This is a genomic window from Stieleria mannarensis (assembly GCF_014154935.1).
In the GTDB taxonomy this organism is placed as follows: Bacteria; Planctomycetota; Planctomycetia; order Pirellulales; family Pirellulaceae; genus Stieleria; species Stieleria mannarensis.
The window spans coordinates 13,781-37,792 of the sequence record NZ_JACEHH010000058.1 but is presented as its reverse complement, the minus strand read 5'-3'; the positions used below and the strand labels follow the sequence as shown (position 1 = coordinate 37,792).

4 protein-coding genes are annotated in these 24,012 nt (G+C 58.0%); 1 reads left to right on the top strand and 3 read right to left on the bottom strand.

Annotated elements, in window-relative coordinates; translation table 11 throughout:
* Positions 1-573 precede the first annotated feature (573 nt).
* Positions 574-5,115 carry a c-type cytochrome domain-containing protein gene (locus H1B37_RS27845; protein ID WP_182870558.1) on the top strand — a complete coding sequence of 1,514 codons (4,542 nt, stop codon included), beginning with the start codon at positions 574-576 and terminating at the stop codon, positions 5,113-5,115.
* Here H1B37_RS27845 and H1B37_RS27840 read toward each other — a convergent pair.
* The 3 genes from H1B37_RS27840 to H1B37_RS27830 all read right to left on the bottom strand — a co-directional run bounded on the left by H1B37_RS27840 (position 5,099) and on the right by H1B37_RS27830 (position 23,754).
* Positions 5,099-6,250 carry a hypothetical protein gene (locus tag H1B37_RS27840; protein ID WP_182870557.1) on the bottom strand — a complete coding sequence of 384 codons (1,152 nt, stop codon included), beginning with the start codon at positions 6,248-6,250 and terminating at the stop codon, positions 5,099-5,101. The two genes, H1B37_RS27845 and H1B37_RS27840, sit on opposite strands and share 17 nt — an antisense overlap.
* A gap of 226 nt (positions 6,251-6,476) precedes the next feature.
* Entirely contained in the window at positions 6,477-7,163 is a 687-nt protein-coding gene (locus H1B37_RS27835; RefSeq protein ID WP_182870556.1) for a hypothetical protein, read from the bottom strand.
* Positions 7,164-7,218: 55 nt separating this feature from the next.
* Positions 7,219-23,754, bottom strand: coding sequence for an SdrD B-like domain-containing protein (locus tag H1B37_RS27830; protein ID WP_182870555.1), 16,536 nt, complete (start codon positions 23,752-23,754; stop codon positions 7,219-7,221).
* Between the last annotated feature and the right edge of the window lie 258 nt (positions 23,755-24,012).

Sequence of the window (24,012 nt, the reverse complement as noted above, 5' to 3'; positions counted from 1 at the left end):
CACGGATCGGTTGACTGGCCTAGCCGCAGAACATCAACGTTCCCATCGGGGGCGAAGCGCGGCGCCTCGACCGCCGCCTTCGATCGGACTCGTTTCTGCCGTGATTCGTCTCTGCTGTGAAACGCTTCACGTCGGGCTCCGCCAGCGAGCGAATTTTAGCGAATGCTTCTGTGGTTCTTTATTTGTCAGCATCCAAAGAACGGCATCGTGGTACGCTGCGGCAGCATCCGCACAGGAAATCTGACGAACCGATATCGGCGTTCTTGGACGATCCGCCTACACCAGGAATCGTGAAGCTTGCGGCAGAACGGTCGGATGATTTCGATTCGCCATCAATTCAACGGTAAAATCGTCGCCAAATGAGTGGGAAAGTGGATGGCGAAGGCTGTTTGCGGTACTCTTGGTCCACTACCAATCATTCAAATCGCGTCCAGTTCCTCCGTTGCCTGCAATCGGTCATCCGCGACGAAGGCACCTTGTCATCGAACTCCGGCAGCCACGCTGTCACGACGCGGATTGGTGTGATGCATTCGCCGAAACCGCAGCCCGTCAGTGCTTTTGGATCCGATCGAAATGAATTTCTATCGTCGCTTTTTGGGAATCGAAACATCCACACGACCGAATCTGTTTGAGCTGCTCAGTCTCTCAGAGTCCGAAACGGATCCGCAAGCGATTAAGAAGGCTGCCAATGCGCAGCTGCAAAAACTGCGTCAGCACAAAACCGGTCCGCAAGGCGGCCCGGAACACGAGGCATGCAAAAAGTTAGCTGCCGAAATCAAACATGCCTATCAGGTATTGGCAAGTCCTCCGCATCGGCAGGACTATCTGTCAAAGCTGTCTGCGACGCGTCAACCATCCTCGCACACCGCCCCGACCGCGCAACGCGTGGCTGTCCCGTCAACCGACGCGGCCCCGGACGCACGTTCGTCCAGGAAAGCCGTGCTGTTCGTAGCGGCGGGCTTGCTCGTGCTCGTTGGTCTCGGTGGCGCGGCGTACTTTCTCATGGGCGGAGCAGAACCAGCCGTCGTCGCAAGCAAAACTGAAAATTCGCCACAGCCCGTTATCGCGGCGCCCGGTCCCGAGGAGACCGATGCTTCCTCGAAAACGGATCCCATCTCGCCGGCGACTGGCGAGACACTTGAACCGGCAATCGACCCGGCGATCGACCCGGCAATCGACGCGTCGATGGATCCGGCGTTGCGATCCGAGCCATCATCTGAAACGAACAGTGCGCCAAATACGCCACAGCCATCCGCAGTTGAAGCACACAACACTGCGACAACCGAATCGTCGGCTCGCGGTGCAACCGTGGAACAAGCCGATGAAGATCCCCACGTCTTCGACATGCAGCTTGCGACCGAAGCAGAGGCCATCCTTCGCCGGAATTGTTATCGATGTCATGGTGAGAACGAGTCCGACGAGGGTGGATTCGGTTTTGTCACCTCGCGTGAAAAGCTGATCTCGTCCGGGTTCGTTGTCCCGAGCAGTACCAAGGATTCCCTGTTGTTCGAGCGGATGGTCTCGGTGGAGTCACCGATGCCTCCAGAGGGAGAAACGCCACGTCCAACCGACGAGGACGTCCAGACCATTGGCAACTGGATTCAGTCCGGTGCCAAACCGTTCAACGAATTGGCACCGCAGCAATTCGTCAGCACGGATGCGTTTTATGAATTCGTGGCTCAGGATTTAAACTCCGTTCCAGCCAAGGAACGTGCCTATGTTCGTTACTTTTCGATCACCCATTTGGCAAACGCTGGCTATTCCGATGATGAGCTCGAAATCTACCGCACCGCGCTCGCCAAATTGCTCAACAGCCTGTCCTGGAATCGGCAGCTCGCGAATTTGCGAACCGTCAACAACCTGGACACAGTGTATCGGATCGATCTGCGCGACCTGAAGTGGACGGACGAGAGTTGGAAATCGATCCTGGCGGGCTACCCCTACGGATTGTTGCACGACAGCGAGGCCGCTGTCAGCATCCGCGAACAAACTCAATCTCTGATTCCCGTCGTGCGAGCGGATTGGTTTACGTCGACCGCCTCGCGTCCGCCGCTCTATCACGTCTTGGGGCAGATCCCGGCGACCGATCGTCAATTGGAACAACTCCTTCAAGTAGACGTCCAGCGCAACCTGGAAGAAACGCGTGTGGTTCGCGCCGGTTTCACCCGATCCGGTGTCTCGCAGCACAATCGCATGATCGAGCGTCACGAATCGATCTTCGGAGCCTACTGGAAAAGCTATGACTTCGCCGGGTCGGCCGGCCGCAAAAACTTGTTTGACTTGCCGATGGGGCCGGGGGAGACGGCAACCGACTTCGAACATGACGGAGGTGAGATTATCTTTCAACTTCCCAACGGGATGTTGGCTTACATGCTGGTCGACGCGAAGGGGAAACGGATCGACAAGGGGCCCACCAGCATCGTCAGTGACCCGCGTCAACCGGATCGTGCGGTGGTCAACGGTGTCTCGTGCATGTCGTGCCACTACGGCGGATTCATTCAAAAGTCCGACGAAATTCGGCAACACGTGTTGGCCAATAAGACCGCTTATCCGAGAGCGGATGACATTCTTGATCTCTACCCCGTTTCGGAAACCGTATCCGCTGCGATCGCCAAGGACACGAAGGCCTACCTGACAGCCTTGGCATCCGACGCGATTGGTATCGACCAACCGACGCAGGCTGGTGAACCCATTGTCCTGGCTTCCTTGCGATACAACAACGAGCTGGATCTGCGGCTGGCGTCGGCTGAACTTGGGATGACGCCGGAGTCAATGCTGGAAGAACTCAAGAAGCTTTCCGATACCAATCTCCGTCGTCGCGTCGGCTCGTTGCTCCGCAAAGGAGGTGTCGTAAAGCGAGAAACATTCGCCGACTCATTTTTCCAACTGGCCAACGCACTCAATCTGGGGCGCCGCGCGACCGTTGCGATGCCCAATGAAATTGCCAACGTGCCGCCGCAGCAAGCTCCCGCGGCGCCCGCCGCTCCCGCGATCAAGCGGATGAACATTTCCGCGTTGCCGATGGGCACCAAACCCGGCGTGGCAGAACAAGCGTTGGCAACGGCGAGGCGACTTTCTGCTTCAGCCAAGTGGCGCGATGCGGCACCCCAATTTGAAATCGCCATCCGAGCTGCGACGTCAGCAACGATTCGGCTGAAAATCTGTGAGGAAGCCGTTGAGTTCTACCAGCGAATGGAAGCCGTCGAAGCGGTGCTGGATGTGTACTGTTACATCATCAACAGCTGCCGTACCCCGCGAGAAGTCAATCGAACCCGCGAACAGATGTTTGCCACGTTGCAAGCGATGATCGGGAAAGACGCTTCGTGGAGTCGTTCGGACGAACCGTTTCAATGGCCATTGTCAACCACGCGGGCGATTGCGAACACCTTCGAACCTCAGCTCGCGAAATACCCCAATCACGAGCCAACCCTGCTCGTGTTGGAACATTTCTATTCGAACATCCAACGCGACGACAACAAGCATTTGGTTGTGCTGGAGCGACTGGACAAAATCCTCCGCACGCGCGGCGAAAAACTGAAGATCGAGCAATACGTCACGCTTGCCAATCTGATGGTGAAGGCGGGTAACGGACTGGAAGCCGCTCGGTTGACGGAAAGAGAAATCCCCTCTCTGTTCGGAGCACAAAAAGCGAATCTGTATCTGTTGCAAGCTGCGGCGTGGGTGGAAGCCGGCAACAAGCCGAAAGCGATGACGTCGCTCCAGCTGGCCTATCAAGAGTGGCGAGCGGCCCGGTCCCACGCGATCGCCAACGCCTACGTCGAGATGGGGGATCTCTACATGCGGCTTGATGAACGTGACTTGGCGGCCGAGCGGTACCGATCCGCGCTCATCGCGCAAGCCCCGGACTACTCGGTCGAACAATTACAGTCGAAACTTGCCCAAGCGGTCGGCCAGCAACCCACCGTTGCCGCCATGCCCGACGGCCAAGCAGGGGCCGCTGCGGATCCGCCCTCCGACGCATCCTTGCTCGACCCCAAACGCCGATTTGCCGTCGCCGCCGCTCAGGCCGAAGCGAACGCAAGTACCCACCCAACCTTGATCGTGAATTCGATGATGGACGCGGCAGACCTCTGGCTCAAGGCGGGAGACAACGCGCGTGCAGTCAAAGCGATCAAGAAGGCGTCGGCTGCCAACAAGCGTGCCGGCACATCAGCTCGCTCCAATCACGACAAGATCGCCAAGTTGTTTGTCCGTGCTGGCGATAACCAAGCGGCATTGGATCAATGGATTCTCGCGCTCAAGAGTGAAACGCTTGCGTCGTCGATCTCAGGCTACCAGGTTCAGATCGAAGCGTTGATGCAGGAGGATGCTTCGCTGGCCGTTGACGACCAAACGAAGCCCTTGCTCGATCCCAAGTATGCTCCCCGCGTCCAGGCCAAAGAGATCGAAGCGAGCCGCTCCTACGATGCTTCCGGGCGCGCGGCGAATCTGTTGCGGGCGGCGGGCTACTGGAACGAGGCAGGCGAGAACGAAGAGGCCTTGCGTTGCATCGCCGCTGCGGAAAAAGCCATCGACACCGTCGCCAGCGGCGCAAACAGTTCTCGCTCGGAGACGCCCTACACGCAACTGGCAGACGCGTACGCGGAGCATGAGATGCCGGCCGATGAAGTCCGCTGTCTGGTTGCTGCGGTCAAACATTGTCGCAGCGATAGCAGCGCGCAACGCTATTTCCAGAAGATCAAGCTGCTTTGCCAAACGCATTCGTTGCCCGTTCCGAAATTTGATGCGGAAGTTGCCAAAAAGCTTGATCCACTGAATCGATATCGCGTGCAGGCAGCCGACTATCACACCCGGGCGAAGCAGACGCCCTCGTCTGCGGGAATGTATTACCGCATGGCCGTTGACGCGTGGGTCCGTGCTGAAGAACACGAGAAAGGCCTGGTGGTCGCCAACGAGTGGGCAACGCTACTGTTGAAAGACAAACAGGACCGGCAATACGAATCCAATCTCGGTCAATTGGCTGACTTGTACGTCAAACTGGGACGAGATGACTTGGCCAGGAAAAGCTACGAAGAACAGCTGAAGGTGACGACGAGTGACTCCCGCAAGCGATCGGTGCAACGCAAAATTGATCGGCTCAACGAGTCGGAATAGTGGCACGAATCTGGGCGGCCTGCGTCTTGGCAGCGCGGGCCCTTGCGGCATCAATGATTTCTTGATTGGGTGGGCCCAGCAGATCGATCGTCACGATCGCCTTTGTTTTCTCTTCGGGAATCCAGTACCCCTCTCCTTTCTCGGTCGGTTGCGTCATTCCATCGGTCAATGCGTCACGATCGTCCAGGTGTGCCGGCAGTGTTTCAATGCTGCTGACTTCGCAGGGGCGTCCCAGCGCCAGGTTTTCTGAGCCGGCATACACTTCGATCTCGGCAAGCCCACTGCCGCTGCCCGTCCAACGCATGGTTTCGACTCGGACCTTGTCAAACAGAACATTGGGCAGCCGAAAGGGGCTGTTGTCGGCACGGCGATTGAGCTTGGCAAATTTGTTGGTCCAAACCACGCGGTCTTGCTGGAGAAGTTCGATTTTGACCGCGACCGTGGAACGATCGTGCAGATTCGCTTTGGAGGGAAGATTCCAAATCACGATCCCCAGCTTGCCAGCGTTTTGCTTCAAACGAAGCGTGAGGTTCGACTGCGCGACCGAAAGCTGGTACGTCGCGTTGGATTTTTTTAGCGTTGCGGAACGCTTTTTCATCGCCTCTGCCACCGCGCGTTCGTAAGTCTCGGTGGCCTCTCGGCGGGCGTCGGCAATCCGCGACTTGGCCGCATTGGTGTAGTTCTCGCGGACTCGCTCTGCGACTTCGTTAATCCGTTTTTGATCGGCCGCAACTTCACTCTGTCCATAAGTGCCACCCGCCGCAATGATCTTTTCTGCACTTGCGATCGCCTTGTCGTACGCGCGAAGCACCAGCTTGTCGGGATCCAGTTTGGTCGGGTGGTCGCCTTTGTTAATCGTCTCGGTGACCTTCAGATGAGCTTCCTTGCTGCGTTTGAGCGATTCGAGGAATCGATTCGCCGTTGTCGCTTCTTGGTTCGCAGCTTCTTGCAAGGCCGAGCACGGCGAGATCGCGGTCACAAGCAATAGCACAAACACAGAGATTCGTTTTCCGTTCATCAACAGCGCCAGTTTATCAGTTGGAAGGATCCACGATGGGGGGCTGTAAGTGTAACAGATTTCCACATTCGCTCGTGACGGTTGACGGCGCGTGTACGGCAGTATCCAGCAGAACATCGTCGCGATTCCTGAAACCACGTACGACGCTTTGGCGGACGAGAGAGTTCTGCAGAGGCACAAATTGAGCACGGTGCCCGGTGGAATAGCAAAGGGCGACGGCACGGTCGCGTATCGCCACTCTCCCCTTCGGTTCCTCATCGAAGACATCCGAGAACCCGAAGCCATAGGCATTCCCAACTCCTGCCTGGAACTGGATGGCCGATGCTTAGAACTCTGACAGCGGCTACCTTCGCCGTCGTCGGCCGAAGACACTGACCACTCCGGGGAGTGCCCAAATTACAGCACTCGCCGGCTCGGGGATCACGTTGGAGGATGCAACAACTTCGACCCTGGCGGTTAAGTCGGACTGCGAGAAGTCAGCCAGAGGAGGAGCAAAGCCGGTCGGGGGAAATGGATTCATGCTGATAACGAATGCGTCGCCTGCCTGTGGTGCGAGTGGACCCAATGTCGTTAGTTGCAGACGGGCCAATAGCTTTGTGGAACTCGGAAGAATCGCGACAGGAGGGTTGGACCCCGTCGCGTCGCCGACAGTGATTGTGTCGTTCGGCACAACGGAAGTCGTCGGGCCGACGGTAATTCCCTGGTTAATCCCCACAACATTCATCACATAGTCAGGAGTGTTGAACGGTGGGATAGTGGTAGGAGCGAACTCGAGCCTTGTACTCCCGGTTGGTGCGATCTGAAACTGTGCGTTGTAAAAGGCCAGGAAGTCGAAAACTGGGCCGTCAGACTCGATCGTGAAGTCGACGAAACCCGTGCCGCCTTGTTGAATCGTCGTGTCTACGCCTTTGATGATCAGTCCCGCCTCGGCGGCTGTGGCTGACACAAAAAGAAGAAGCGTAGCAAGTACCGTACTTCGTAGATTCATCAGAGCGTTCCCGGAGTCGTTGCCGTCAAAATAGGTGGACATAGTGTAATCGTCAGGGGATGCCGATCGATCCTCACTGGAAAAATATGACGAATTTCTAATCATCGAGGTGTAGCCCGCCGTCGATTGTCTGATTCAGGTTGTCGATCACCCGCTGATAATCGTTGAAGTCCGTGAGTTGGTCGCCGTTCAAATCGCTGTCCAACGGCCCGGCGGCGAAGTAGTTCAGGAAGATCGGAGACGTGTCCTCGAATCCGACGGAGCGATTGCCGGTGGCGTCGCCGAGCAGGCGATAAAACGCCTTCACCGTCTCGAAGGAGCCGTTGCCGTCGAGGTCCATTTCGAGTCGGTAATAGCCGTCGCCGGTCGCGGAGTTGGCGTCGCCCCCGATTCCTTGCTCGCCGAAGTCGATTTCCATCACTTGGTCCACCGCGCTCGCGCGTCCGGTCAGATCCACCGCGTCTCCGGGGCCCGATCCGTCGTTGTTAAATCGCAGCAGACGGAGGCGGTCGTTCCCTGCGTCGGAATCGTCGAGCGTGGTGATGATGTCGCCGAAATCCTGCGTGTTGAACGTGACATCCAAGTAGCGGATGTACGATCGCTGGATCGCGCCGCGTTGAACGTCAAAGTCGGTCGCCTCCAGAGACGCCGGAACTTCGAAGAGGGCATCGATCGTCACGTCCGCCGGTGAAGCCGGGGGCGTCTCCACGTTCGCCGTGGTGGCTCCGTCGGTTCCGGTGGTGAAGAACCGGTACGAGTGCGAGGTGCCATCGGCAATCGCTTGATAGGCAATCGATCCGGAGTAGACGCCCGACCCGTCAGGCGATCCGGCCGCGACCGTCCCCAGGCTTTGTGCCGTGGCACCGTCGACAGAGACGAACACCTCGAAGTGTTGAAGCCCCGTCGGCCCCGCGTCTGTTCCGCTGAACGAAACGTCGAATGTCGGGTTCGTGGAATCGACGGCATCCACTTGGGTTACCGGCGCGTCGAGATCCGGAACATAGGTCCCCGCTTCGATCGTCGGCGCCTTCGATTCACGGTTGCCTGCCGCGTCGATCGCGATGCTGTAGAAGCCGACCGAATCCCCGCTCTCGCCGGTGTACATGGCCAGCGGACTATCGGCCGTCACCGTGGTCCAGAGTTCCCACGCGGTTCCGTTAACCAGCCGATAAATTTCGTAGGCCGCGATGCCTGATCCGAATCCGGCCGCGGCCGTGTCTGAGCCGGACACGTTGACGGGAAAGGTTTTCGCGGTTTGAGCAGGAGCGAGACTTTGCACCGAGCTGGTCGGGCCTGAAGTGTCGGTGGTCCAAGTGTCTGATGCCGAGTCAGTTCCGCTGTTTCCGAACGGATCCTGAACGGCCGCGGAGCTGACTTCGATTGTGTAGTTGCCCTCGGCAACGGTGAACGAACCGAGACCGGAGATGCGATACGTCGTGCCACTTACCAATGAGCTCGTTACGGTCGCGTCCAGTGGAACACTGACGCCGTTGCGACTGAGCGTGACATCTTCAAAACTGAAACTGCCCAAGTCGACTTCTTCATCGAAGACGACATCCACGAAGTCCACGGCTGTGGTCCGCGGATCGGGAGTGACGTCCTTCACGTCCAGGACGGACGGGCCGGTGATGTCGACCGGTTGATTTCCGAAATCGATGTCATCGCGGTGTTGTCCCGGTGCCAACTCGATCGTGTAACGGAATCCGCCTCCCGCCGAGGGCCCGACTTCGCCACCAGGGCCGTCGCTGTCTGGGCTTGTCGGATTTACCGCCTGGGATCCGTCGTACGAGGAAACGGCGTCCGCCAATGCCACCAAGTCGAGTCGCAGGAATGTGGCATCGGTGTTCGGCACGCTGTCGTTTTCGTCGTCGCCATCGATCACAACCGCACCCGACGCGTCCAGCAAGTAACGGAATTCGTGGGTGGAGAGTGAACGTCCGAGCGTGGTCGTTGCGATCTGTTGGGCCAACACGGCGGCCCCCGTGACGTACGGCGTCGCCATGCTGGTTCCTCGCATCGTGCTGACGCCACCCATGGCATTGGCGGCCGTGATCAGTGCCCCCGGTGCCAGCACGTCCAGCATCTCTTCATGGCGTTGCGAGAAGCTGGTGACTCGGTCGGCGGCGGTCGTGTAGTCCGTTCCGTTGTCTCCGGATCCCCAGGGGCCGCCGCGATCAGCATCCCAGACCGCACCGACCGAGATGGTGTTCGGGTCAGCAGCCGGGTAGGCCAAGCCTTCAATTCCTGTCAGGCCGTAGGTATTTCCGGCCGCGGCAACCGTGATCACATTTTGTCCGGCCAGGACTGCCAGTTCGTCATCGATCCCATGAAGACCTCGCGGCTGCGTCCAATTCAATCCGTCGCCCACGGAAAGGTTCACGGCGGCAATGTTGTACGTGTCAACGTGATCGATCACCCATTGCAATGCCTGCTCGACATAGCTGAAGTATCCGATCCCGTCGTCTCCAAAGACTTTCAGATGAATAATGTCCGATCCTGGAGCGACACCCTGATACATCTCGTCTTGGGACGCGATCACACTGGAGACATGGGATCCGTGTCCCGAGTGGTCGGACGCGTCGTTGTCGCCATCGGCGAAGTCGTACTGGAAGACAATTCGATCGGCGACGCCATCGCCGTCCTGATCTCCGCCGAAGAACGCGTGATCGAGGTCGATTCCGGTATCGATGATGACCACCGAATGACCGCTTCCATCGACGCCGCTATAGTCCGGATCGTCGTAGAAGTCATTCAGTCCGACCAGTTGAGACGCTTCGGGGACGGTGGGGCCTGCGATTTCCTGTCCCGGGGTGAAGGTCAGCGAAGATCCCCCGTCCAACGAGTACGATCGACTGACGAACGTGTCGCCGGTATGAGTTTCGTTGTCCGTAGCGCCGGCGGCACCGGGAAAGGTTTGCGTGTATCCGCTTTCGATGACTTCCGCGACGACGTGTCTTCCCGGGCGAACGCTGTCGAACGTGTAGCGTCCGTCGGAATCGGTCTCGCGTGAAGGTTCGCCAACATCGAGGAAGCCGTTGTCGTTATTGTCCAGGTACACGGTCCATCCTTGAAGACCGTCATCACCGCTCTGGCGTTGGCCGTCTCCATTGACATCGTTCCAGATGACACCCGAGATGGATCCCGATTGGACAAGTCCCGCGTCCCAACGATTGTTGAGTCCGTTGGTGACGTTGAACGGATCGGTCGAACCGGTCAGGAAGTCGACATCGCTGTCGGTCGAATCGCTTCCGATGTCTTGCTTCGTGAACGAGTAGCCGTCTGGGGTTGCGAAGGTGAGGAAATACTGACTGAAGAGATCCAAGCCTCCGAATGAGTACCAGCCGTCTCCGTCGGTGGCGGTGGATCCAACCGAAACATCGCCCGCGGGGTCGACGCGGAACAGTTCGACGGTGACACCGGCAACGCCAGCTTCGTTGAGATCTTGGACTCCGTTGAAATTGGCGTCATCCCAAACGAAGTCGCCAAGGGTGGCTTCGCCCAGCGGTACCTCGACCTGCCAGTCTGCGGTAACCGGAGCGGCTTCCACATTGCCGGCGAAGTCCGTGGCCACGCTGTAGAACGCGTAGGTCCGACCAAACTCGCCGTCGAATGTTGCGGAGATTGCTGTGGTCGCATCTTGCCACAACAGAAAGTTTCCTCCGTCGATGGAGACAAAGACGTCGAAAAAGGCCAAGCCGCTGCCACCGTCTTCATCGGCGCCGCCCCACTGAACCAGGAAGCTGGGCGTGGTGACCTGGCCTCCGTCGGCGACCGAACTGATCGGCGCCAACTGGTCGTCGACGTTCCGCCAACTGGTCATCACATTGGAATCGGGGGAGTTCCCGGCGAGGTCCTCGAGTCCGCCGCCGACTTGCAGCTTGTAAGCTCCAGTCAGGTCGGTCAGCCCGGCAAGGCCTGACAGCCGAACCAACGAATCCGAAAGGACGTCGATTGAAACCGAATCGTCGATCAGGTTCGGGCCGTCATCTCGCGTGAGCACCAAGTCGCTGAGCGACAGCAACGACCAGTTCATCGGTTCGTTGCTGAACAAGTCCAGGCTGGTGACGGGCGTGTCGCGTGGATCGGGCGCTACCTGGGTGAGTGTGACGACGGGGGATGTCTCGTCTAGAACGATGTCGAAGAATGCGTCGGCGATGTTGTCGGCACCATCGACCGCTCGCACCCGGATGCGGTGGTTGACACCATCTCCCAGCGCAAACGTGTGAGTGAAGGTCGTTCCGTCGACGGTCGCATAGCCGAGTTCTTCCCCCAGCGTTTCGTCGACGAGTCGGACACTCAAGCCTGTTTCGGCCAATGTTCCTGTCAGCGTGATTTCGCGACTTCGGGTTAGTCCGTCCGTGTCACTCACGCCGGTGTCGGGCGTCATCGCCAGATTCTCCGGCGGCAGCGGGTTGGTGAAATCCATGACCCAGGTGACCGTCAACGCATTCTGCCCGAGGTTGCCGGCGAGGTCTGCGATACCGCTTGCATCGACCGTCAGTTCGTAGTTGCCTTCCAGGCCTTGATTCCAGTTTGTTCCCTTGATGAGGAAAGTCGTTTCCGTGACCTGCTCGATCGAAACGAGACTGTCAATCAAGTTGACTCCTCCGTTTCGGGTCATGGTCACGTCGTCGCGGGTAAATGTGCCGACATCGATCGGTTCATCGAAGGCGACTTCAAACTCAAGTTGGACGATCTTGCGCGGCGTTCCCGGTTGCTCCAAATCAATCAGCGATGGGGCCGTTTCATCGAAGGTCCAGGTTGCGATTTCCAAGCCCAAGCCGGGTGTTCCCGCTGTGTTGGCGACGCCCGTGCCATCGACGCTGATCGCATAGGTGGCTTCGGCGCCTGTTAGATCAGCGAGATTCGAGATCCGGAACCATTGATCGCTGATGGCTTCGATGCTCAGGCCGTCGACGGCAAGCGGTGTTCCGTCTCGCATCAGCGCGAGGTCACCGATGTCGAAGGTGGCCGGGTTGATGTCCCCCGAAAAGCTTACATCGACTTGGGTTACCGGCACGTTTTGGCGGGCGGGCCCCGGGTCAATTGCGACGACGTAAACCGGCGCCGTGCCGTTGGTCCACGTATCGACTTCGGCTCCAAGGCCGACGTTGTCCGCGTAGTCGGTGACTCCGGAGGCATCCAGTGAGAATCGGTAGACGCCGGCCGGTGATGTGAAACTAGCGAGGCCACCAAATTCGTAGAGTCCGTCACCAAGATCAGAGATGGTGATCGAATCGTCGAGCGGGACAACGGTTCCGTTTCGGGTCAGCCCCAGGTCTTCGAACGTCAATGTCGACGTATTGATCTCTTCGCTGAATTGAGCTCGGATCGTGTCAACGGAGGCGTCTCGCGGGTCGGGGGTGACGTCGATGACGTCGGTCAGGACGGGAGCGACTTCGTCATCGAGACGGTAGAAGATACGGTAGCCGCTCGATCCGCCATGATCGAACAGATGGAGTTTGTTCTCGTAGATCGGACGTTCACCTTGCGTCTTGAAGGTGCGGTCGGTCAACCAGACATTCGTGTCGATGGGAACGACGCTTCCGTCGGCGCGTTCGACACGATCGAGAAGGTATTGCCCGTCGCCGGGGTCGTCGATCAGCAGATAGCCGAATTCGTCCGGCATGGTGACATCGATTTCGGCGACCAAATCACCCAGAACAGGATTCTTCAGCACCGCTTGGAGGTTTCCACGGCCGACCGGTTGGACCGACATGTCGCTGAGGTGGACGGTGTCGGGTAGATCGAATTCATCGTCGACGTCATTGGTTAAGAAGTCGTATAAATCGTCGGCTCCGTCTCGGGTGTCTCGCACCGTGCGGATCGTTTCGAAAATCTCGACTTGCTTGACGATGGAGGTTCTCGGATCGCCGAACCCGGTCAGGTGCTCGAAGGACGCGCTGTAGTTAACGAAATGACCCTGAAGCGTCGACGTCAGTTGCCATCGCCCGACACGGGTCTCGTCGGGCAGGATGTTGCCCATCGTGATCGTCAATGCTTCCGGCTGTGGCACGTTGTTCACATCGGCACCGATGATTTCGAAATCGATCAATAACCCCTTTTCGTTTTCAATGATCTGCGGTTGCGCCGAGACGATTTCTAGATTGTTGGCCGTTCCTTTTCCGACGTTACTGACCATGATGCCCAGGTCGTAGGGAATCGAGGGCTCGACTTCGTCGGTAAACGGATCGTCGCTGAAGACGTCGCGTTGGTGGAAGTACTTCAGTTCGAGAGCCGCGTCGGGAAAGACGGTGATCGGTGCCGGGTAGAGCGGCACATTGATCGTTTCGCCATCGAGCGTGTACGTCATCAAGCCGCCGACGGTGTATTCGGTCGGCCCTTGGGGCGCTGCCAAGTCGGTCGGTAGGAGCGTCCACTTCAGTACGCCGGACGCTTCGGCGGCCAAGTCCCAGAGCGGAAGCTCATCGGAACTGTCGGGAGACGACGTGAAAGTGGACGCAATCGCCTCACTGATGGCGAATCGATCGTCCACGATGTCGCCGCTGGCGACATCGATCACTGTGATGAAGACCTGCAAGTCTTCGAGTCGAGACGCGGCCCCGTTGTTGACTTCGAGTGTCGCTTCAAACGCTGTTCGGGTGAGCACCACGTCTTGTTCCAGACGCAATCGAACCACGGCACACACATCGCTCGTGGTGCGGAACAGGGAATGATCCGCCGGCGGCGGATCTTCGACCGTACCGTCCTCATTGATCGTGATTGGTTGGCCGAGCGACGCATCAGGATGCATTCCAAGCGCAGCTTTGAAGTCTTCTTCGGTGCCGTCGTACGCGTTGACGAGCGTTTGTGGATCAGACAGATCCTCGAATAACGCATCAAGCGCACTTGTTGCAGTCGACTCGGGGATGCAACTCGCCCCCGCAATTTCCTGCTCAAAACCGACGCCGACTACTTCCTCTCCAATGAACAGTTTTGCTTCGGCAACAAACTTGACCCCGTCAAAGCAAATTTTGCCAGTGGTTTCTTCGCCCACACATTTTTGCACCGAACCGGAGACCCCCGTCTGTAGAGAGATCGAAGCCTCCCCGCCATACTTTTCAACGCGCAATCCACCGACGGGCTTCCTGGATCCCGAGACACTTGCCTTTAGCCCGATCGACGCGCCAAGGCCAATTGAGACTTGACCGCAGGCCTTAAATTCACCATCACACTCCTTTTCAACGGTCGCCGATCCTGTCACCGTTCCCTTCACTTCCAAGGGGGCTCCGGCAGTGATCTCGAACGAGTATTCATAGCCGCCGATAACCTCGGTGTGGGAGATTGAACCACCGGCAAGAAAATACGTTAACCCGACCTCGCCGGTGATGCCCGCGCTGCCAGAGAATTTGAGTCCGGTCGCGCCGTCTTCCTCCGGACAACATGTTTCCGCTTTCACCTCCAGTTTCGACTCGACTTTGACCTCTCCCTTGACTGGGCCGAGGCTGAAGTCCTTCAGCGGAATCGGGACGCCGACGGACAAAGATAGACTTCGCTTGACGCAATCGCACTCCTCGGGTGGGTTGTAGTTGAAGACCGGGTTATTAAGGCTGGGGCCAATATTTCCACCAGCTCCACCTCCGAAGCCACCACCACCACCTCCTCCGCCGCCGGATCCGGAGTAAGTGTTGCCGCAGTTACCATGCGCGTTCAAAACCGGAATCGGAACGGAGTACGGGATTCCGAACGGACCGCAAAGCAAGATCCATTTGATCGTCGCGGTGAACGAGCAGGGCCCCTGGTTGTTGGCCAACAGGTCATTGGGGAATGCCGAACCATCGAACGAGATGCGACGGATAATCACAGGGATGTTGACCGAGCTTTTGGCGGGCAAGACGTCAATGTTGTCAATCAGCGGCGTGATTTCCCAAAGCGGGTGACTCGGGAATTCCAAACGTAGATCTTCGGCCTGGATCAAGCCTTCGTTGCGGATCGTGAACTCGATCTGCTGGAACCCGTTTTCAACCTGCGCCAGGTCAATCTGGCCTGGATCCACCACGATGACCGGAACCGGAACGTTGGTCGAAAATTCCGATTCGATCGTGACGCGGGTGCGGTCTTCGAATTCGACCGGTTCGACATTCCAGTTGTACGTGACCAGTCGTGTCTTGATGAAGGCGGTTCGTTCGATGGTCGCACCGGGCTCGATTACCAGAGACGACCGTGTTGTGTGGTGGTCTGCGGCGGATACGGCCAGTTCATAGTTGCCTTCAGGGATTGCATCCAGCAATAGGATACCGGTGGCATCGGTGACAGCCGACGCGACGACTTCGTCCGTGAATGGATTGGTCAGCGTGACGGTGGCGCCTTCGACGTTGGCGGCATCGGCGCCGTAGTAGGTCAGCTCATCGACGACCGTGATTCGAAGGCCGCCCGTGGCATCCGATGTCGCCGTGAACGTGAACGGAATGCTGACCGCCGACGCGTTCGTCGGACTCAGCACGAGACTTCCGGAGTAGGGCCCCAGAGGCAGACTCGCGTCGGGGTTGAGTACCAATTGCAGCTTCGTGGTTTCGCCTGGCGCGAGTGACTCGATTTGGGATGGCGCCGAGAGCCAGGGTGCCGGCGGCAACAAAACGTCGATCGGGCCGGTCGACGCACCACCGTCGTTGGTGATTTCCAAGTCGATCGGGGTCAAGCGTCCCCGCAACATTCCCTCGTCGATTCGCGATGGCACGGTCAGTCGGCCCATCAGCGGAGTGACCGTCACGGAAACGGGAACGTCCAGTGTGGCACCTTCCGAGGCCGTCACACGAATGGTGAAGTCGGCGATGGTGATGGAGTCATTGAGAACATCGATGGTGTAGGAAAATGTCTCGGTGTCTCGTCCGACCAACCGTGCGAACGCCGGTGGAGAGACGTCGATATCGAGGTTCGTCGGGGCGCCGATGATTTCGAAGTTGATCGCCGTCAAATCAACGTCGCTCAGATTCACCAGTTGCAAGTTCTGGGTCAGTGAGGTTCCATCTTTGATCTGGTGGCTGGTCGATCGTGGCAGCACCCGCATGCCGATCAACGTGAACTCGTCTTGTGACGCAGGACTCGTTTCGCCCGGATGTGCGCCCGCGATGGCGTAGTCACCGGCTTCACCCGGCAGCGGCGTGAACGTGGCGGAGAATTGCCCGCTGGCATCGGTCGTCGCGTTGATGCGTCGCACGAAGCCGCCCTCGCTAGTGACAAAGACGACAATGTCCGCGTTTTCGGCGGGCAAGCCGCTGTCGGCGAGGGTGGCCGCTCCTTCGATCGCCACCGGTGTCCCCATGACGGCTTGTTCGACTTCCGTCGACGCATTGACCAAGTACTCGGCTGTGACATCGATGGTGTGGGAGAATCCGCGGTTGTTGTTTTCAAGCGTTTCATCGACATCGAATTTCACGTCCGACTGCACGATGAAGAAGTATTCGCCGACGTCCGGGGGCAGCATGACCGGTGCCGTAACAGTCAATTCGGCGCCGACGTCCAGGGCTTGATCGATTTCGTGTTCGAACACCAACGTGTCGGCGTCGCTGAGAATCGGATCGGTCGACAGATAAATTCGGTCGGTCCAACCTGCCGGTGCGGGTTGTCGGCCTTCGTTCTGAATCTTGTAGACGACATCGACAACGCGATCCGTTAGGCCGGCTTCGGGCACGGAGACTTCCGACAGCCGTAAATCGGGTTTGTCGACGTCAGACACCACTAGGATTGCCGAGCCGGTATTGAAGCCGTCCGCTCCGGCGGAGACGGTCACGAACTGAAGTCCATCGGGGGTGAAGTCATCGACGGCATTGACGTCAAATTCCGCTTCACTCTCGCCCGCCCGGATCGTGACGGTTGAGTTCAGGGTCGCTTCGGTTGTATCGCTCGACGCCAGAGTGACGACCAACGCTTCGGAATTGTCCAGGGTGTTTCGGCTGACGGTGCCGCGAGCGGCGGGATTCACCGCGTCCTCGTTGACGAGCCCACGATCAAGCGTGACTGTCAGCGTCGGGCTGTCATTATCACGCACTTCGATCACAGACGATCCGCCCGGCGGAACCGGCGTGCTGCGGTCGATCGGGTCAATGCCCTTAGCCTCAATCGCAATGTTGACCGAGTCACCTTGGGTGACGTTGTCCACCGGGTACATGGGAAACTCGACGAAGTCTCGGCCGGCAAGAATGGTGACGGTATTCGGTACCGTCAAGCGAGTCGGATCTCCGCTGCGGAGCTGGATGACTTGAGAGACATCAGTAGCAACCGGACGGGTGACACGACCGACACTGGGGAAGATTGAGTTTTCGATCACGAACGGATCGACTGTCACGGTCAGGTCTTTTCGATTGACATCGCGCACCAACAACGATTGGGTGTCCTGCCCAAATCCGCTCGCTGTGACGGTGTAAGCCCGATCGATTTCGACGAGCTCGTCGCTGAGCGCCAGCACGTCGAAGGTGGTCGAAGCCTCGTTCGCATCGAGGGAAACGCTAATCGGCACATCGAGCTGGCTGTCATTGCTGACTCGCAACGTGACCAACATGGGTTCACTGTTGACGCTGGTGTCACGACTTACCGTTGCGGTCACGCTGTCGCCCTCATCGACTTCAGCTACGGCAAGGCTGAGTGTCAGTTCGGGAACCGCGGAGTCGGTGACGGTGAAGGGAATCGTGTCGGGCGAATAATTGGCGGATTCGGATCCGTCGGGATTCAGGATATTTGCGGTGACGTTCGCGACCCGATCACCGTCGGCAGTGGAGTCTTGCACGGGCGACACGAGGAACTCGACCCAAAGCTGGTTGGCGGGAATCGTGACCTGTGCCGGCACGTCCAATTCGGACTCGTCGTCGCTCACGATGTTGACCGTGAGAGCATCGTCGACGTCGCCGCTTCTAGTCAGTCGAACATTGATCGGTGCACCGTCCTCGGCGATGGAAACCGTGGGTGACGAGAGCGTCAACGTTACCGGAACGACCGTTCCCAGCAATGCAAACGCCGTGTTATTGGTTTCGTCCACCTCGAAGAACGTGTCATCTTTGTCCACGCTGACCCGAATCAACCACTCACCCGGATCGATTCCTTGGGGAAGCGTGAACTGCTCCTCTCTGTTGAACGACTGGAAGGCCGGTATCAGCGCCTCTTCTACAGGGAATTCACCCAGCACGATCTCGCTTTCCCCCTTCACGAGAGCGACCTCCTCGATCCAGCTTCCGCTCGCATCCAGGTCCGTGGGGTTGGCGGTTTGCCAAGTGACCGTCATCTGTGTGCCGGCGAAGATGTAGGCGGGGGCCTCGACCGCTTGCGGAATCAAATCCGGATAGTTGCCCAGGGCCGAGGCGAACGTCGCGGTTGCCACATTGTTCGACTCGCCGTTGGTCGCGCTGTACTCAAACACCTCGTCTGCCGAATCGATGGTCAAGGTCACCGTAAAGTCGCCCACGCCCGCGAGACCGTCAGGCAAATCAAACTCAAATGTACGGTTCTGCGATACACCGGCTCCGATTAGATCGTTGCCTGTGTCTGCCGGGTCATAGCGGAGCGTGCTGTCGACGATCACATTCCCACCGGCGTCGGTCACCACAATGTGCTCGTCAAAAGGATCCGATACGGACGCGTTGCCGACGTTCTCGGTGTTCCACTGCAACGAGACCGTCTCGCCCGAAATGATCTCGGTCGAGTTGGTCGTGAGGAGCTGTGCCGGTTTCAGATCCGGATAATCATTGATCGTCGCTGTGAAACGCAGGGGAGGATCGAGGCGATTGTTGGTCTCGGCTGTCCCCGACTCGTTGTCTTCTTGGACAACGCCAAACCAATCAGTATCGATCAGAACATCGAAGTCACCAATGCCGGGAGGTCCATCCGGCAACATCAAGGTCGCCATTCTCGCGATGGACTCGTCTTGCTCAAGCGTCCCGAGGGTCGGCGCGTCGTAGAACACGTTGGTGGCCGCGAGCGTGTCGCCTGTGTCGACGTCGACCAAACGAACGCGGTCGTGGAAGCCGCTTCCAACTTGCGTTGCACCGCGATTCGTGACGTCGTACGAAACGGTGAAGGCCTCTCCTGAGCGGAGGCCGCTTGCCGGCGTCAGGATGGCATTTTCGACGACTAGGTCCGGGGAGGAGACGACAAAGGAGTCAAGGTAGGCATCGGTGGGTTCTCCGCCGGTTCCATTACCGTCTTGATTCATCAGGTTGGACGCCGGGTCGATGATATCGGGGCCGACCGAAATCGTGTAGGTTCCGTTGGCAGATTGGTCCGTGAAATCGACCCGGAACGTGTTGCCGGCGATCCAAACCGGATCGGTGACGGGAATATTTCCCGCGGGTCCGACAAGCGAGATGTCATTCGACGTGAACGACTCCGGGAGAATGCTGCTGTCGAACGTTACATCAAAGTTCTCGGCTTGACCGTTTGCGCCGAAATGGGGCACGACCGATTCGACGGCTGGTCCTGTCTTGTCGAGTGTGAGGGTAGTCGAGACCGCTGAGCTCAATTGGTTGCCACTGAGGTCTTCGATTTCGGGGCCGATCGAGACGTCATAGTCTCCCTCTGCGGTGATGGGCGTGGTCAGTTCAACGGTGAAGAAAAGCGAATCTGCATCCGAGATCGAGGCTACCCCAACCTGACCGTTGGGGCCGGTAATGCTGACGTCGTCGACAGTGAACGATCCTGGCCAGATCGCCTCGTCGAATTCCAAGAACAACGCGTCCACGTCGCTGTTGATGACGCCGGTCGGAAACAGCGAAACGACTTCCGGCGGGGTGATGTCCGGCAGCAGTTCAAAGGTGTCGGCGGGACGATCGTCAAAGGGCTCTCCATTGATGAAGTCTTGATCTTGGTTGGCCGGATTGCCGGCCAGATCGGTCAGCGCGGCTGACGCCGTGATCTGATAGGTGCCGGGCAGTGTGATCGGAGCAAACCCGAACGTGAACGCGTTCCCGATGCCGTTGGCGGATGTCAGCGGGACAACCGAAAGGTTTGGATCCAGCATGACGATGTCGGTCGGAAGGATGCTGAACACATCGATGTCTTCATTGAAGATGATCTGGCGAGACGAGAGGGGAGCCTGCTCTTCGGCGAAACCTGGAAGTACGAACGGACCTTGCGTGTCGATTGTGAAAGGCAGGGAGAACGAGACCGGGTCACCAATGGCCGGAAAAAAATCGCCGGACGCAATTCTGCGCCCGTCAGTCAGCGGCGCCGTCTCGACCGTAAGTGTGCCTGGTTCGGTGAAAAGTTGAGAGACGTCCGTGACTCCATCACCGTCCAGGTCGACCTCCAAAAGTCCCGCCTTGTTCACAGACAAATCGAATGTCGGTGTTTCATCGTTGGTCAGATTGTCTGAGTCGGATACGCCGGAGTCGCTTACTGTTTGCAGATCAATGGATCCGATGGCCGGACCAGTCAGCAGACTGAGTGTCGCAGTGTAGGGCGTCTCCAAGGCATTGCCGGCCCTATCGACGATCCCATCAACGGTGAGCTGATAAACCTCGTCACCCAGCGCATCCGTGGCCAGTAGCACGGAGGAGTCGGCGTAACTTGCCGAGTTGATCGGAATAGAAATCTCATTGCCGTCTCCAAACGTGCCGTCCCCACCGCTGCCCAGCAGCGTGTAGTTCAATGTGGACTGGGCGCTTGCGGTATCCACGCCGCCCGCGTCAAAGAAATCGATGGCGGCTCCGACGGGCAAGATGGCGACGTCCGAAACCATCGGAGGCGTTTGATCGATGGTGAACGTGCTGATGTAGTCTTCGAACCCGGGAACGTCGGGGTCGCCGTTGAGCGGTACACCGGAGTTGGTTTCTAGAGCGCCGGCCCCGGATGCGACCAATAGCTGGTAGGTCCCCTCTTCCAAAAATTCTGATTGACGCAATCCGCTGTAGCGGACAGAAGATTGGCTGTAGTTGTAGAAGGCGATCTTTCCGGCACCCAAGGCGTTCGGGTCATTCAAAGATCGTTGCCAAAAGACAGCTCCATCGCTGCTCCGTCTGATTGACACGTCGATGTCGCCGTTGCTTTCGTAGCGAAAACGAAATTCATATTCGGTGTTGTCGGCCCACCCGACCGTCGTGTTCGTGAGCCGCTCCAACACTTCAATGCGGGCACTGCCGGAGGTGGCGTTTTCGCCGTTCCACATCCAGTCGTTCACGGTGCCCGCTGAAATGGTTGAAGAGTTCGTGATCTTGAGGAGTTTAAATCCTTCTTCGGCCGAACTTTGGTTGCTCTGTTTCCAGTTCAAAAGATAATAGCTATCCGGTCGATTGTTGCTCGGGTTGAGACTCAGTCCGAACGCGACACCGATGAAGTCATCATCGCCCGAAGTCTCCACCTTGATTCGGCCTGTGAATTCACGATCGATGAAGTCGAAGTCGCTGACAAAGAACGTGGGGCTTCCATTGACGTATTGCTTGACGCTGGACCCTCCACCTTCGATTCGCCAATCGCCACTTCCACCGGCGGCATAGTCACGTTCGATCCAATTGGCCAAATCAACGACACCACCCTGCACGGGGGCGAGATCGATTACGTCCGTTCCATTCAGGTACGTCGGTGCAACAGGGATGATTTGATCGTCACCGCCGCCCGGAAGGCGATCCGGACCGAGATCGGTGAGCACGTAATTGTTCGCATCATTTGCTCCGGCAACCGAAACCGGTTCGGATAGATTCAGCGTGATCCGAGAGGCCTCGTCGCTCGTTGAGCCGTAGGGTACTTGCGAAACAACCTCGGGGGCCGACGTCGGGATGCTGAGCGGGATTACCGCGGTGTTATCTGTGAAATCCGGCTCAGCAACGCGTTGATCGTCATTGACATTGACGATCAGGAAATAATCCCCGGGTGCGATACCTGTCAGCTGGACGGTGCGCGACACGGGGAGTTGCTCCCCGGGATTGACAATGTCATTGGCGACGGAGTTGCTCAAAAGCAAGTCGACACCCGGATCAATTTGAGTGTCAGTGGAGAGATACACCGCATCAACGCGAGAGGTCGTTGTCGCCGCGAAACCCACATTCTCGATCGAGTAATCCAGTGTGACTTGCTGCATCGGTTGAGCCAGCAAGGAATCTGTAACAGGGGTCGCGGCGAGATCGGCGAGCAGCGGTATCGGCGTGTTGAAAGTAACATTGTCGATCGCGGAAGTATCGGTCGTGGATCCCAGTGAGAGGTCGACACGAGCGATGCCCGGCGTGGCGATGGTCACCAACTCTTGTGTTGCGCCCCCTGCGTTAAATGTGTCGGAAAACAGAACGGCTCCAGTCTGATCGTATGCCGTTGCCGTCACGCCAATCGCTTCTGCGTCGAGCGCGTAAAAGCTGAATAGATCTGTCGAGGCGGGTGTCGTCGTCCCTGGCACGACAAAGGTGAACGACACCGTTCCGGTGTCCGCCGGGTTGGGGTTCGAAGCGCCGAACACGTTCGAGGGAGACACTGGGACGAAGTCGGTCGGGAATGCATTGGTGACCTCAAGACCGCCCGATGTTTCGAACAAGATCCCTTTGTCAGCAAATTGATCCGTGACCGCCGTCCCACTGGGCAACTCTTCGAACGTAATCTGTTGGTTGCCGACATTCGGATCGACATACATCGAAGACTGAGGGATCAACTGTGATCCCGTCGATGCCGTGTTCCACCAAAGCTCAAGTCCGCTCTGACCACGCGAGTTTGCGGCGAATAGCAGATTCACCGGATAAAGCCCTTCCTCGGGAACACTCAAGCTGAATCCCGAGAAGCTGAAACCCCGGTCACCGGTCGACCCTATGAATTGGTCGTCGAACGTCAGATAGAATCCATCGTCACTTCCTACCGACATCGTGATATCGATGTCCTCGGTCGCCGGGTTAAGATCCATCTGCTCGGTGATCCCGAGATAGAAATCGATGTCCAGAATGAAATTTTGAGCCGATAATCCCGCGACCTGATCCGGAGGGGTCGTTGTGTTGGAAAAGAAGGAATTGAAGGAATTGCCGACGTTGATGACGGAACCGGGGCGCGGGAAATCGATAAAGGGACTAAGTGTCGAGCCACTGGGGGTCCGCGTGGCGATGTCACTTGGTAACGGTGCCCTGCCGCCGCCGATGCCGTTGTAGAGGTCGATCGTAACACCATCGCCTTCGACACTCGGCAAGCCTGTTTCTGCCGAACGGTAGGTCACCTCAAAGTTGTCGATCGTGAAGTACGTCCCATCGAAACTGCCGCCCGCCGTTCCCGGATCGGTATCAAATTCGATGGAATGAATGCGTCGCCCGCCGGTCGCCGACGTATCGATACTGAATCGGGTCATCGAGTCCGGCGCGGTTTGTCCGATCAACGTACCCTCGGCGTCGTAAGCAAAGAGAGTCTTCAGGGTCGTGTCGTCATCCGTGTCATCGAACGACACGGAATCAACGCCTTTACTGAACTGCGCGACGATCCCGCTGGTGTGATAGTTGTTTGGCCCCGTGGTCGTGTTGAAGGCTCCCAGTACGAAGTCGTTTTGGCTGCCGACCTTAATGTTGCCGAAGTTATCGTTGGTGAGATGCACGCCGGCCGCGTTGCCGCCCGACGCACCATTGGACTCGTCGTCGGTGAACGTGATCTGAAAGCCCTTCGGTCCATTGAACACCAAGTCCCCGTGGCTTTGACCGAGGTCGTCCTGCTGGCTGTTGAAGTCGAGCAGCACGGTATCACTCGCAAGCATGCGGCGATCTTCCAGGCTCTCCATACCCCAGATCTGCCGCGAGAAATCCTTCCTTCGCCGACTCCGAGTCTTCTTGTTCCCAAACAAACCGCGTCGCATCGCAAACTCTCCCACGCCTTAGAAACGCATGTATCCCCGCTGATGGACGGTTACGTTAAAGGAGTCAGGGTGGCGGTGCAACTAGTTGGGGGCCGTCTACGTACTTCTTAACCAAATCCTTTGAGATGAATGATGTACACCTTGCTTGCAGGGCGGCCT

Coding starts and splice junctions, on each gene's coding strand:
- H1B37_RS27845 (WP_182870558.1), top strand. CDS start 574: ATGAATTTCTATCGTCGCTTTTTGGGAATCGAAACATCCACACGACCG.
- H1B37_RS27835 (WP_182870556.1), bottom strand. CDS start 7,163: ATGTCCACCTATTTTGACGGCAACGACTCCGGGAACGCTCTGATGAAT.
- H1B37_RS27840 (WP_182870557.1), bottom strand. CDS start 6,250: ATGTTCTGCTGGATACTGCCGTACACGCGCCGTCAACCGTCACGAGCG.
- H1B37_RS27830 (WP_182870555.1), bottom strand. CDS start 23,754: ATGCTTGCGAGTGATACCGTGCTGCTCGACTTCAACAGCCAGCAGGAC.